Source organism: Holdemania sp., from assembly GCF_986127675.1.
This window is the reverse complement of the sequence record NZ_CFQZWI010000089.1, coordinates 1-11,711: the sequence shown is the minus strand read 5'-3', so window position 1 is coordinate 11,711 and position 11,711 is coordinate 1. Positions and strand designations below refer to the sequence as shown.

Genomic DNA, 11,711 nt, shown 5'->3' with positions numbered 1-11,711 from the left:
TACACGACGCTCTTCCGATCTTAAAAACCAATCCTCCGTCATCGGGATCGGCGTAAAGTAGAAAAACGAACTGCCGTCCGAGACATAACGGGTGGATGTCGGCGGATCCACTTTCAGATGCTCGGCGAACTGCGCCAGCTTCGCGCTGCTCAGCGCTTCCGGCAGCACGGTGTAGTTGCGTCCCTCGCTGTCCATAATCCACGATATCCCGTTATAGAAATCAATCCCCTGCGCCAGCTCCGTCAGCCGGTTGAGCGCGATCGCACCGTTGATAAAACCATACGGCACACCGTCTTTGCGCAGCGGATAACAGATCAGGGCGATCGGGGCGTTGTCGGTCTTGGAAGTGACCGGTTCGCTCAGAATAAATGGTTCATCACCGGTCATTGCACGTTCAAAATAATCGCGACCGGATACGTCGATCGTCTTATCCTGGGCCACCCAGCCGATCCCATCGCGCATGCCGATGGCGAAGGTGCCCCATTGATTGCCATAGCGCTGCCCGACGTCGGCGTTGAGCGTTTCGACAAACGGCCGGATGCGGTCAAAATCCATCGACTGCACCGCCGGGCTGAGCGCGATGATTTCCAGTTCACTGACGCGCTGGGCCAGCCAGTCGCCGGCTTCGCGGGCTTTGGCGTCGAACAGCTGGACGCTGGTGGAGGAGACCAGCTGTTGATTGGCGTGGGAAACGGTCAGGTATACAAGGCTCATCAAAACCGCAAAGGCGGCGGTGATCAGCGCGCTGAATGTCACGATCATTCGGGTTTTAAATTTCATGGGGATCACCTCAGGTTGATAAAGTACAAATTTTCGAAAATTTGTGCAAATACAAACAAGTCCTGCCGGGCTATAATGCTAATGTAATCACAAATAAGTGATGTTGTCAAAGGGAGGAAAAAGAAATGAAGAAAGTAACTCTTCTGGCGTTAGCGGGCGTCATGGCGCTGAGCCTGACCGCCTGTTCGCAGAAGCCTGCGGAACAGCCGAAGACCAGCGACGAGCCGAAAACTGCGGACGTCAATACCGAAGCCGACGTAATCGTCTTAGGCGCAGGCGGAGCCGGTATGGCGGCGGCGATCACCGCAAAGGAAAACGGTGCGAGCGTTCTCGTGCTGGAAAAAATGCCGATGGTCGGCGGCAACACGCTGATCTCCGGCGCGGAAATGGCCGCTCCGGGCAACTGGCTGCAGGAAAAGGAAGGGATCGAGGATTCCGTCGATCTGTTCTATGAAGACATCATGAAGGGCGGCGACAATATCGCGGATCCGGAAGTGGTCCGGGTTCTGGCTGAAAATGCCCTGAGCGCTGCGGAATGGCTGCGCGACGACGTGCATGTTCAGTTTGAGGATAATATGTTATTCTTCGGCGGTCATTCTGTCAAGCGCAGTCTGGTACCGCTCAACGCCAGCGGCGTGGAACCTATCCAGAAGTTAAAGGCCAAATGCGACGAGCTGGGCATCGAAATCCAGACCGATACGCCGGCGACCAAATTGATCCAGGACGAAGCGGGCAAAGTGATCGGCGTCGAAGCCCAGCATGACGGTCAGACCCTGACCTACACCGCTCACAACGGCGTGATCATCGCGACCGGCGGCTTTGGCTCCAATCTGGAAATGCGCAAGCAGTACAACCCGATGATGGATGAAAAAATCCTGTCCACCAACAGCGTCGGATCGACCGGCGACGGCATCACGATGGCGGAAGCGATCGGCGCGAAGCTGGTCGACATGGAATGGATCCAGACTTATCCGACCTGCGATGCGGAAACCGGACGCTTACTGTATGTCGGCGACGTCCGTCTGGACGGCCGTGCGATCTTAGTCAACCTGGAAGGCAAGCGGTTCGTTGAGGAACTGGAACGCCGTGACGTCATCTCCAAAGCGGTCACGGAAACCACCGACGGCTTCTCGTATTTGTTCTGGGACGAAGCTTCGATGGTCGCTTCCGGCGTCCGCGAGCAGCATCAAAACGAATATGATGATCTGATTGAACGCGGCATGTTGGTAAAAGCCGACACGATCGAAGAAGCGGCAGCGCATTTCGGCATCGATGCGGAAAACCTGAAGGCCACCGTCGCGAAGTATAACGAATACTGCGAAAAGGGCAAGGATGAGGAATTCAACAAGCGCGGCGATCTGATCGCCTTCGGCGAAGGTCCTTACTATATCATGAAGTCGATTCCGGCAATCCACCACACGATGGGCGGCATCAAGATCAATCCGGAAGCTCAGGTGGTCAATGTTGACGGCAACGTCATTGAAAATCTGTATGCGGCTGGCGAAGTAACCGGCGGCATCCACGGCACCAACCGTTTAGGCTCCGACGCGATTGCGGATATCATGGTCTTCGGCCGGATCGCAGGCGCTAACGCGGCAGCGAACAAATAAGCAGAAATTTAGAATCCGTCGGTATTCCCTGTAACGAGAACCGGTACGGATCAAGAAAATCAAAATGAAAAGCCCCGTTCTTTCAGAAACGAAAGCCGCGGGGCTTTTATCTGTTTTTATCCCTTCCATTATCAAGGGATGCACAAAAACAAAGGCATCAAAGGCGTCCATGAAATAGAAAAGCACGGATCCCGGCGCTGTTCTCAGCCTTCATCCTGCGTCAGTCCTGCGCCGTCGTTTCCGCCAGTCTTATGCGTTTGAGCATCGCCGGGGTTTTGTATTTTTGTTTATGACAAAGCTGCGACAGAGAATTTTCTAAACGGAAATCACTGACGATCACGGGGGTGAAGCGCCGGGTTTCGATCTTCTGATGGGCCAGCGGCTGAGACAGGAGTGTGACCCCGAGGTTTTGCCGCGCGGCTTCCAACAGCGCTTCAAGCGAAGAACATTCCCACCCTGGGCACGCGTTGTTGATTGTCCATCTGGACGATCCCGGCGATTCCTCGGCGATTATGACCAGTTCTTCGAAGCAGCATTGAACGAAGGCACCGTTTGAATTCTGATGATTCTGACCGAACCAGACATTCTGGCTGGCAAAGGGGCTGTTGAAAACGGGGGGATCATCGCCGTGGACCTGACACCTCCCGACTTTTCCGATCTGTGACGAAACGAGACAGAGCGCAGTCTGCCGGAAATTTCACGCAGCGATACGATCCAGAGTCAGGCTGATCCACGTCATTGCATTGTCAGTGAATCCCATGCCCGGTTTCCCGGGCAGCACCTTCATGATGAAAGGAGATTTCATGAAATTGAACCGCTATTCCGGCTACAAACCGTTCAGCTCGTTAAGAATCCGGCTTAATGTCTTTTGAACATCCTGATCGCTTAACGGTCCTTCCGGCAGATTGACAACATGATCAAAGCCCAGAATTTCAGCCTGAGCGGCGTTTGTCTTTGCCGGCGTCACTAAGATGGTCGTCATGTCTTCATGATGCGCGATCGCCGCAGCCTGAGGCAGGGAACTGGAGGAGGAAGGCGACAGGAATTTCTGGCGGAAGCAAAGCAAGGCGTCCGCATGGCGCAGCCGTTCCCGAAAACCGATCGTCGACATCAAGGCAGCGACGCCGTCCTGACATTTCCCGCGCAGCAGTACCTGAATCGTATAGCCCAGCCCATAACCTGCGCCCGCGCCCGGTTCGGCGGCGGACGAAGTTTGCTGCAGCCAGCGAATGAGCGGCGAAGCAGGTAGGGCATTGCGGTATAAATCCTTGGGATCGCACAGCGCGATGAACGTCAATCCGCGCAGCGTTTTCTTCAATTCCTGATCGTCTGCCCGGACGATTTCACCCAGATCGTCGTAAACAAACTTCATGCCCAGCGCTTCCAGCATCCCCAAACCGCCATCCTGCGGTATGGCGTTGCTGAGCACCAGATAAAACCGGCGGCAGCCCTGGTTGAGGGCATGAAGGATCAGGTGACCGCCAAGCCGGGTACTGGTTTCATCAGCGAGCGCGGAAAGTTCCAGAATCGCGTTGTTGCCCCGCACGGCATAACTGATTTTTCGGGCAGGGAAAGCCGGATCAACGGGCAGGGTCACCCGCTGGCAGACTGACTGGCCAATCAGCGCGTCGACATATCCATGTTGTCCGTCGCTTAGATTGCAGGAAACCGACTGGCATTGAGAAATCGGTACGAGCGCCTGCAGGCTCTCATTAAACGCCCGGGCGTCCCAGCCGTCGTCAAAGGGCTCCGCCGCCAGCACCAGCCGCGGCCGCAACGTTTGCCGCATGAAGAACCGTTCCTGCAGCTGGACCGGATGATGATCGCTGGACATCAGCGTAAATTCTTCTTTCAAAAAGAATGGCAGCGAGGGCATCAGGACGATCACCTGCAGCTCAAAATGATGATGTTTTTTCGCGAACCGGCGGGCCTGATGCAGCAGTTCGCTGGATAAGCCTTCGCCCTGATGGTGCTGCAGGACCGCTAACAAATCAATTTGCCAGCGGGTAGGATCCAGCGCCAAAGCTCCGATGATCTGACCGTCATCCTCCTCCGCGGCAAAAATTTCCCATGGCGGCAAGGGTTTGTTGGGGACAATTTCCGATACGTCCCAGCTGCACGCTTTAACGCAGGTCTGCCGCTGGGTGCGCAGCATCCGCCGGCTGAAGTCTAAAAGCGCTTGAATTTTCTGTCGCTGAGCGGCAGGGTAATGACGGATTTTCATGGTATACCTCTTTTGGCTCTTTTTCTTATTCTATCATAATCCAATGTCCGGGAAAATGTTCTTGACTGCGCTTATGACACACTGACGGATTTTTCAGCCAGTTCCTGCCGCGGTAAATTCTGTTTCAGCCAGTGTCTCCATTCTTCCTGCAGCCGCTGTGGGGCGTGCAGGATGCTTTCCTGCTCGCTCATGGACGGCTGCTGCAATACGAGCACATCGCAAAATCCAGCTTCCAGCAGCGTTGTTTTCGCCATACCGAGCTGACCGCATACCGCCAGAACCGGTACGTTTGCCTGCTGAGCATGACGAAGGATGCCCAGCGGGACCTTGCCTTGTAAACTTTGCGCGTCGATCCGGCCTTCGCCGGTAACGATCAAATCCGCTTCCGCCAGCTGTTCGTCCAGCCGCATCCATTGTAAAAGCTGTTTTAGTCCGCTGCGGATTTCACAGTTGAACAACCCTTTCAACATCAGACCGCAGGCCCCGGCCGCGCCCAATCCCGGCAGATTTGCCAGGGAACAGGCCTGCCAGGCTTCCACTTTGCGCGTCAGCGCTTCCGTGCTGCGGTCCAGCTGGCCGATCAGCCGTTCATCTGCGCCTTTCTGCCGGGCGAACACCTGGGCTGCCCCGGTACTGCCGAACAATGGATTTGTGACGTCGCACAGGCAGATCAGCTGTGCGTCGAAGTTTCGCAGTTCACAGCCGGAAACGTCGATCGCTTCGATTTGATCCAATGTCAAACCGGTAGGCAGAAAGGTTTTTCCCTGATGGAAAAAACGCACGCCCAGAGCCGCCGCGATTCCGCATCCCCCATCATGCGTGCCGCTGCCGCCCAGACCCAGATAAATCGTTTTGCATCCGGCGTTTAAAGCCGCTTTGATTTGCAGACCTGTGCCGTAGGTTGAAGCCAGAGCAGGATTGTGGGGCTGGCATAAACCCAGCCCGCTGCATTGAGCCAGTTCAATCACGGCTTCCGATCCCCTCCTGGCCCAGACTGCGCTCCATGGCTGACACTGAGGATCGCAGAACATCCCTTCCTGACGGAGAAAGCCGCCGTTTTTAACGACAGCTTCAACTAAGCCTTCGCCTCCGTCGCTGATCGGCAGAACTGTGACTTCAGCCGCCGGAAGAAGTTCATGCGTCACAGTCTGAATGTGCGCTCCGATCTCGCTGCTGGACATACAACCTTTGAAAGAATCCGCAGCCACGATGATTTTTTTCATTGTTAACCTCCAGTTAGAGTGAAAGCTGTTACCGATCAACTCAGCCAGTAAGTAAATATGGATTAGAGTTCAGCTTTTTATCGGCAGTCTTTTCAAGTTGATTATATCATCATCTTTTGTTTTCTTTTCGCAAAATTCAATGAAGTATTCGCTGTATATTCCTTTTCCTGATACCCATTCCTTTCTTTATCTTCAAAAGTTTGCATGGATATCCTCTGATTACGGTAAAGGAAGCAGAAAATCCGGGCGTCAGAGTAGGCAGAAACCGAAAAAACGGGTATGATAAAGCTGACAAAAATAAAAAAACAAAGAAAGGACGAACAATCATGGAAAAAGCATATAATTTCAAACTGAACGACAGCGAGGGCAACGAAGTAGCGCTGCATGACTTCCTGGGGCAGAAGGTCGTCGTCTATTTTTATCCCAAGGACAGCACGCCGGGCTGCACAAAGCAAGCTTGCAGCTATCGCGATCATTTTGCCGAACTGGCCGCGCGGAATCTCAAGGTGATCGGCATCTCCAAAGACTCCGCGGCGTCTCATCAGAAATTCATCGCCAGGCAGAGCCTGAATTTTACGCTGCTTTCCGATCCTGAACGGATCGCGATCGAAGCTTATGGCGTCTGGCAGGAAAAGATGATGTATGGCAAAAAGGTGATGGGCGTGGCGCGTACGACGTTTGTGATCGACGAGCAGGGAAACATCTTAAAGCGTTTTGACAAAGTAAAGCCGGATCAGGACGTCGCGCAGGTGCTGGCGTTCATCGACGGATTGGAAGGATAGAATTAAATTTCCAATCTCGATTTCGGTCACTTTCATCAGGATAACCGGTCTGGAACGAGTTTGATTCCAGACTTTTTAAATCGCTGCGGGCATGAAAAAGGCACTCTTTTCAGCATAATTAAATAAGCAGGAAAATAACGGAAATGTAAGCGCTGTGATCATTTCTATGTCGAACATTGTCGAAATTAAAAAAATAAGGATATTATTCAATTCAGCATATTCACTTTTCCTAAAACATAGTATAATGATGATAAGTAAAGGAGCAGGATGGGTGAGCAGGATGAATAAGAAACAAACACAAATCATCGGCAACACGCTGGTGGAAGAATATGCCGTGCCGCTGATGGCGGAGGAAAACGCGACCTTACAGTTATTGGAGTACGCCGACCGGATTGCGAATTTAGACGCATTCGTCGTCGATTATATCCGTCTGGAAGAACTTCAGATGTATTCGGAAGATCGGGGAATTCCAGTCTATACTGATGTGGAAAGTCTGGCGATCGTCAAGCATGATCTGGCCAAGGATTCGATCCGCACGTGTCTGGTCAAGGGTTTCTATATGAACGTGGATCTGTCGGTCATCGTCGATATGCAGTCGAAGACGATCCGGTTTAACCGCAGCCGGTTCAGCACGCTGGACACCGAGGAAATCATCGCTGCCGTCGGCGGTATGACGCAGCTGTAAAACGGGGAAGCAGGACATTTCAGAAACGAGATGTCTTTTCTTTTTGCGGAAAAAAAGGTAAACTAAGCCCAGGATAAAGGAGGAATCGCTCGTGGAAACGATCGAATTAAAAACCGCGATTCTGCACAGCCTGGATATGAATCTGGGGATGCCTGTGGTTTCGCAGGTGGAATTGGAACCGACGGACTTTTTAAATACCTATCTGGAAAAACGGCTGCAGCGTCTGACGGGCAGCGAACACTGCCGCACAAGCACAACGGCCAGCATCGGCGGGGTCCAGCTGGATGAGGTGCTGAAAGCCTCGGACTGGCAGGTGTTTTACCAGTTTACGCTGCAGCTGCTGGAAAAGCTGTTCAACTACCGCCAAAGCAACGGCGGCCAGAGCGCGGATGTTCTGTTCGCGCTGCTGGAGATCGACCGGCATTTAAGCTTATATGTCGGAATTCTGGATTACCGCAGCTCGCTGATTCACCATCTCAGCCAGGATGAACGCCAGACCCGGCTGGAGTTAGTCGAATACCAGACGACGCTGCCCGGCGCGTCGGCCGGGGTGAGCTTTGAGTTCTGCACTGATCTGTTCACCGGGCTGACGCAGCTGATTGAAAAGAAGGAAAAAGGCTTTACGCCGCTTTCGGAACTGCTGCTGAATCAAAAATTTGATATGACGCCGAAGGAGAAGATCAAGGCGGCGCAGAAAATCGTGCAGGAAATTCATCCCAGCGACGATCTGACCGAGATGAACCGCCGCGTCGAGTTCAAGCAGAAAGTCGCAGAATCGCTGCAGGAAAAGGAAGAAGTCAATCTTGAGGAAGTCTTTGAGGAAATCTACGTCGACGATCCTTCGACGCTGTTTGAAGCGAAAGCGAAGCTGCAGGACCGTGGTCTGGACCAGCAGCGGATGGTTGTGACCAGCTCCGCCTACGACGCCAAGCTGAAAAAGCAGAAGCTGGTGACCGACAGCGGGATTTCGATCGTTTTGCCGATTGATTATATGCACGATCAGAGCCATGTGGAATTCATCACTAATCCTGACGGCAGTCTTTCCATCCTGTTGAAAAACATCATCCATATCTATGATAAATAAACGCAGCCGGACAAATAAAAAAAGAATGTAAGAAGTTACATGGATTGATGTAAAATTTCTCTTTTTATCGCGAAGCAGTTCATTTCCGTCTTGACAACCGTCTCAGTTTCGCTTAAACTGAATCCATATTCAAAATTCAGTGAACAGGAGAGTAGCTTGAGATATCCATCAGCGAGCCAAAACAGAGTGAAAGTTTGGCGGCACTGTCAAAAGCGAAGCGCACCTGGGAGAAGTTCAGATGAAAGCAGTAGTCTGAAACGTGAGTCTGCGTTAACGAACGAGGGGGTCGGATGTTTTTGTTCCGGCAACTAGGGTGGTACCGCGATGTGAGTCGTTCCTAGATTAGAGGAACGGCTTTTTTGTTTGGAAAAGAGGGGTAATATGAGAAAGATGAAGAACACGCTGATCCTGGCCGTTATGATTTTCTGCCTGTGGATCACAACCGGATTGTCGCTGGCGGCCGAGGAGGAACAACCAGCTCAAGGCAATCCCGCCAACCGGCTGGAGGAAATCCTGCAGCGGGGCAAACTGATCGTCGCGACGTCGCCGGACTTTGCGCCGCAGGAGTTTATCGACGATTCCAGGAAAGGACAGGACCAGTATGTCGGCTCCGACATCATGATGGCGCAGTACATCGCTGATCAGCTGGGCGTCGAGCTGGAAATTCAGGCGATGGACTTCGCGATGGTGCTCAGCTCAGTCGATCTGGGCGAAAGCGACATGGCGATCAGCGGTTTCGGCTGGAAGGAAGACCGCGAGGATTCCTTTGAATTATCCGACGGGTTTAACAAAACCGGAGAAGCGGCCTGTCAGGGGCTGATGATCCGCCGCGTGGATGCGGAGAAGTATCCGGAGCTGGCCAGCTTCGATGGGAAACTGATCGCCGCGCAGGCCGGCTCATTGCAGGAAAACTATGTGCAGACCCAGCTGCCACAGGCGACGCTGGAAACGATCACGTCGATGGACATCGGCATCCTGAGCTTAACCACCAACAAGGTGGATGCGCTGGCTTCCGACTGCGACGTGGCCAAAGGCTATGTATCCAAGGACAATTCGCTGATCTTGGCGGATGCGCGCTTCGATACGACGTTGGAAGATCAGCATGCCGGCAACGTACTCGCCGTCAAAAAAGGCGAAACGGAGCTGATTGCCGCGATCAACAACATAATTGCGGACATCAACGAAAAGGGGCTGTATGAACAATGGAAAAACGAAGCCAAGACGCTGGCTTCCAAGCTGGGCATTGAATTCGATGGCTCCGAAGGCGTCGCAAAGAAGTCGCCGGGCGTCATCCAGGTCTTCCAGGAGAATTCCGGCATCTTCATGAGCGGCTTGTGGGAAACCTTGAAGCTGGCGGCAATCACGGTCTTCTTCGGCACGATCTTCGGCGCGCTGATCGCGATTATCAAGCTGTCGAAAAATCCGCTGCTGAAATTCATCACGGCGGTGTATGTCGAAGTGCTGCGCGGCACGCCGATTCTCGTACAGCTGTATATCTTCCGCTTCTTTTTGCCAATGGCCTTCCCATGGCTGAACCTGTCCAAATATGCCTGCGTCGTCATCGCGCTGGTCTTCAACAGCTCGGCTTATGTCGCGGAAATTATCCGTTCCGGCATTCAGGCGGTCGACAAGGGCCAGAGTGAGGCGGCCAAGAGTCTGGGCATGTCCAACCGGCACATGATGATGAAAATCATTCTGCCGCAGGCGGTCAAGAATATCCTGCCGGCGCTGGGCAACGAGTTTGTCACGATGATCAAGGAAACCTCGCTGGCTTCCACCTTCTATATCGGCGAGCTGATGTATACGCGGACGCTGTTAATGAGCACGAAGTTCTATGCCTGGCAGCCGCTGATCATCATTGCCGCGATCTACTTCGTCGTGACCTTTGTCTTATCGAAGGGCATTCAATATATGGAAAAGAGGATGAGCGTCAGTGATTAATGCAGGAGAAAAATTAATTGAAGTCAAAGATCTGAAAAAGAATTTCGGATCGCTGGAAGTTTTAAAAGGAATCAACGAAACGATTCATAAGGGCGAGGTCGTCTCGATCATCGGCCCCTCCGGCAGCGGCAAGTCGACGTTTCTGCGGTGTCTGAACCTGCTGGAAAAGCCGACCAGCGGCCAGGTCATCTTTGAAGGCGTGGACATTGCCGACAAAAAGATCAATATCGACCACCACCGTCAGAAGATCGGCATGGTGTTCCAGCATTTCAACGTTTTCCCGCATTTAACCGTGCTGGAAAACATCACGATCACCCCGACGCTGGAAAAGAAGGTTCCGCAGAAGGAAGCGGAAGAGAAAGCGATGAAGCTGTTGAAGCAGGTCGGCCTGGAGGACAAGGCGCACGAATATCCGCGCAAGCTCTCCGGCGGTCAGAAGCAGCGGCTGGCGATCGTGCGGGCGATGGCGATGGAGCCGGACGTCATGTTGTTCGACGAACCGACCTCGGCGCTCGATCCGGAAATGGTCAAGGACGTTCTGGAGGTCATCCAGCAGCTGGCGGAAGGCGGCATGACGTGTGTGATCGTCACGCATGAAATGGGCTTTGCCCGGTCGGTCAGTGACCGCGTGTTGTTTATGGATGAAGGCGTGATCGCCGAACAGGGCAGTCCGGCGGAAATCTTCGATCATCCAACCCATCCGCGAACGATTGAATTCTTAAGCAAAGTGTTGTAAAAAAACAGGATTTTGGCGCATCATAGGATTACCGGCCGGCCTGAGCAAATCGTTGAATTCAAGCTGACTAAGCCAGGGCAGGACTGAATATAAAATAAAGATGGAGGTGTCCGAATGAAAACAACCTTTCAGTACGATCATTACTATGCTTATTCCGAGCTGACCGAAGCGCTGCAGACGCTGGTCAAAAACCATCCGGATTTACTTGCGATGGAATCGATCTGCAAGAGTGAAAAGGACCGCGACGTATGGGCGCTGACGCTGACCAATAAGCAGACGGGCGATCCGCTGGCGAAGCCGGCGTTCTATATCGACGCCAATACGCATGCCGGGGAAGTGACCGGTTCGATGGCGGCGCTGCATACGCTCGACGTCTTGTGCACAAACTATGGCGAGGATGCCCAGCTGACGCGGCTGGCGGACACCCTGACGTTCTATGTCATCCCGCGGATCAGCGTGGACGGCAGCGAGGTGTATCTGACTTCGCCGTATGACCTGCGTTCCGCTGACCGGCCGTATCTGACGCCGGTGCAGCAGCCGGGTTTAGTGCCGGAAGACATGGATCAGGACGGCGTGATCCGGATGATGCGGATCAAGGACAAGCACGGCGCCTGGAAGATCAGCAAGACGCACCCGCAGTTAATGG

Annotated in this window: 11 protein-coding genes and 1 other annotated feature; of the genes, 7 read left to right on the top strand and 4 right to left on the bottom strand. The window is 53.2% G+C overall.

Annotated features, from left to right (window positions below; all coding sequences use genetic code 11):
* A partial coding sequence (locus AC5OW4_RS12070) for a cache domain-containing protein (protein ID WP_493677011.1) occupies nt 1-780 on the bottom strand: 780 nt, incomplete at its 3' end.
* Between the two features lie 125 nt (nt 781-905).
* Here AC5OW4_RS12070 and AC5OW4_RS12065 point away from each other — a divergent pair.
* Nucleotides 906-2,390 carry a flavocytochrome c gene (locus AC5OW4_RS12065; protein ID WP_006057698.1) on the top strand — a complete coding sequence of 495 codons (1,485 nt, stop codon included), beginning with the start codon at nt 906-908 and terminating at the stop codon, nt 2,388-2,390.
* A 220-nt stretch (nt 2,391-2,610) separates the two neighbouring features.
* Here AC5OW4_RS12065 and AC5OW4_RS12060 read toward each other — a convergent pair whose 3' ends face one another.
* From AC5OW4_RS12060 to AC5OW4_RS12050, 3 genes are all read right to left on the bottom strand, one after another.
* A complete protein-coding gene (locus tag AC5OW4_RS12060; protein ID WP_255370381.1) occupies nt 2,611-2,865 on the bottom strand; it encodes a LysR substrate-binding domain-containing protein in 255 nt (84 codons plus the stop codon).
* A gap of 351 nt (nt 2,866-3,216) precedes the next feature.
* Entirely contained in the window at nt 3,217-4,614 is a 1,398-nt protein-coding gene (locus tag AC5OW4_RS12055; RefSeq protein WP_295771293.1) for a GNAT family N-acetyltransferase, read from the bottom strand.
* Between the two features lie 71 nt (nt 4,615-4,685).
* A complete protein-coding gene (locus tag AC5OW4_RS12050) occupies nt 4,686-5,837 on the bottom strand; it encodes a glycerate kinase (RefSeq protein WP_295771296.1) in 1,152 nt (383 codons plus the stop codon).
* Between the two features lie 326 nt (nt 5,838-6,163).
* Here AC5OW4_RS12050 and bcp point away from each other — a divergent pair, with 326 nt between their 5' ends.
* The 6 genes from bcp to AC5OW4_RS12020 all read left to right on the top strand — a co-directional run.
* Nucleotides 6,164-6,619: a thioredoxin-dependent thiol peroxidase gene (gene bcp, locus AC5OW4_RS12045; RefSeq protein ID WP_195396342.1), complete on the top strand. Its 456-nt coding sequence runs from the start codon at nt 6,164-6,166 to the stop codon at nt 6,617-6,619.
* A gap of 280 nt (nt 6,620-6,899) precedes the next feature.
* The gene (locus AC5OW4_RS12040; protein ID WP_072682853.1) at nt 6,900-7,304 is read left to right on the top strand and encodes a hypothetical protein; all 405 of its coding nucleotides are present in this window, start codon (nt 6,900-6,902) and stop codon (nt 7,302-7,304) included.
* A 91-nt stretch (nt 7,305-7,395) separates the two neighbouring features.
* The gene (locus tag AC5OW4_RS12035; protein ID WP_493677010.1) at nt 7,396-8,388 is read left to right on the top strand and encodes a nucleoid-associated protein; all 993 of its coding nucleotides are present in this window, start codon (nt 7,396-7,398) and stop codon (nt 8,386-8,388) included.
* 130 nt (nt 8,389-8,518) lie between these two features.
* Nucleotides 8,519-8,730: a binding site (T-box leader), on the top strand.
* A 39-nt stretch (nt 8,731-8,769) separates the two neighbouring features.
* A complete protein-coding gene (locus tag AC5OW4_RS12030; RefSeq protein WP_493677008.1) occupies nt 8,770-10,329 on the top strand; it encodes an ABC transporter substrate-binding protein/permease in 1,560 nt (519 codons plus the stop codon).
* Nucleotides 10,322-11,065, top strand: a complete 744-nt coding sequence (locus tag AC5OW4_RS12025; protein ID WP_370544611.1) for an amino acid ABC transporter ATP-binding protein — start codon at nt 10,322-10,324, stop codon at nt 11,063-11,065. Before AC5OW4_RS12030 ends, AC5OW4_RS12025 begins: the two co-directional genes overlap by 8 nt.
* 114 nt (nt 11,066-11,179) lie before the next feature.
* A partial coding sequence (locus AC5OW4_RS12020) for a M14 family zinc carboxypeptidase (RefSeq protein WP_493677007.1) occupies nt 11,180-11,711 on the top strand: 532 nt, incomplete at its 3' end.

Coding starts and splice junctions, on each gene's coding strand:
- AC5OW4_RS12065 (WP_006057698.1), top strand. CDS start 906: ATGAAGAAAGTAACTCTTCTGGCGTTAGCGGGCGTCATGGCGCTGAGC.
- AC5OW4_RS12055 (WP_295771293.1), bottom strand. CDS start 4,614: ATGAAAATCCGTCATTACCCTGCCGCTCAGCGACAGAAAATTCAAGCG.
- AC5OW4_RS12050 (WP_295771296.1), bottom strand. CDS start 5,837: ATGAAAAAAATCATCGTGGCTGCGGATTCTTTCAAAGGTTGTATGTCC.
- bcp (WP_195396342.1), top strand. CDS start 6,164: ATGGAAAAAGCATATAATTTCAAACTGAACGACAGCGAGGGCAACGAA.
- AC5OW4_RS12040 (WP_072682853.1), top strand. CDS start 6,900: ATGAATAAGAAACAAACACAAATCATCGGCAACACGCTGGTGGAAGAA.
- AC5OW4_RS12030 (WP_493677008.1), top strand. CDS start 8,770: ATGAGAAAGATGAAGAACACGCTGATCCTGGCCGTTATGATTTTCTGC.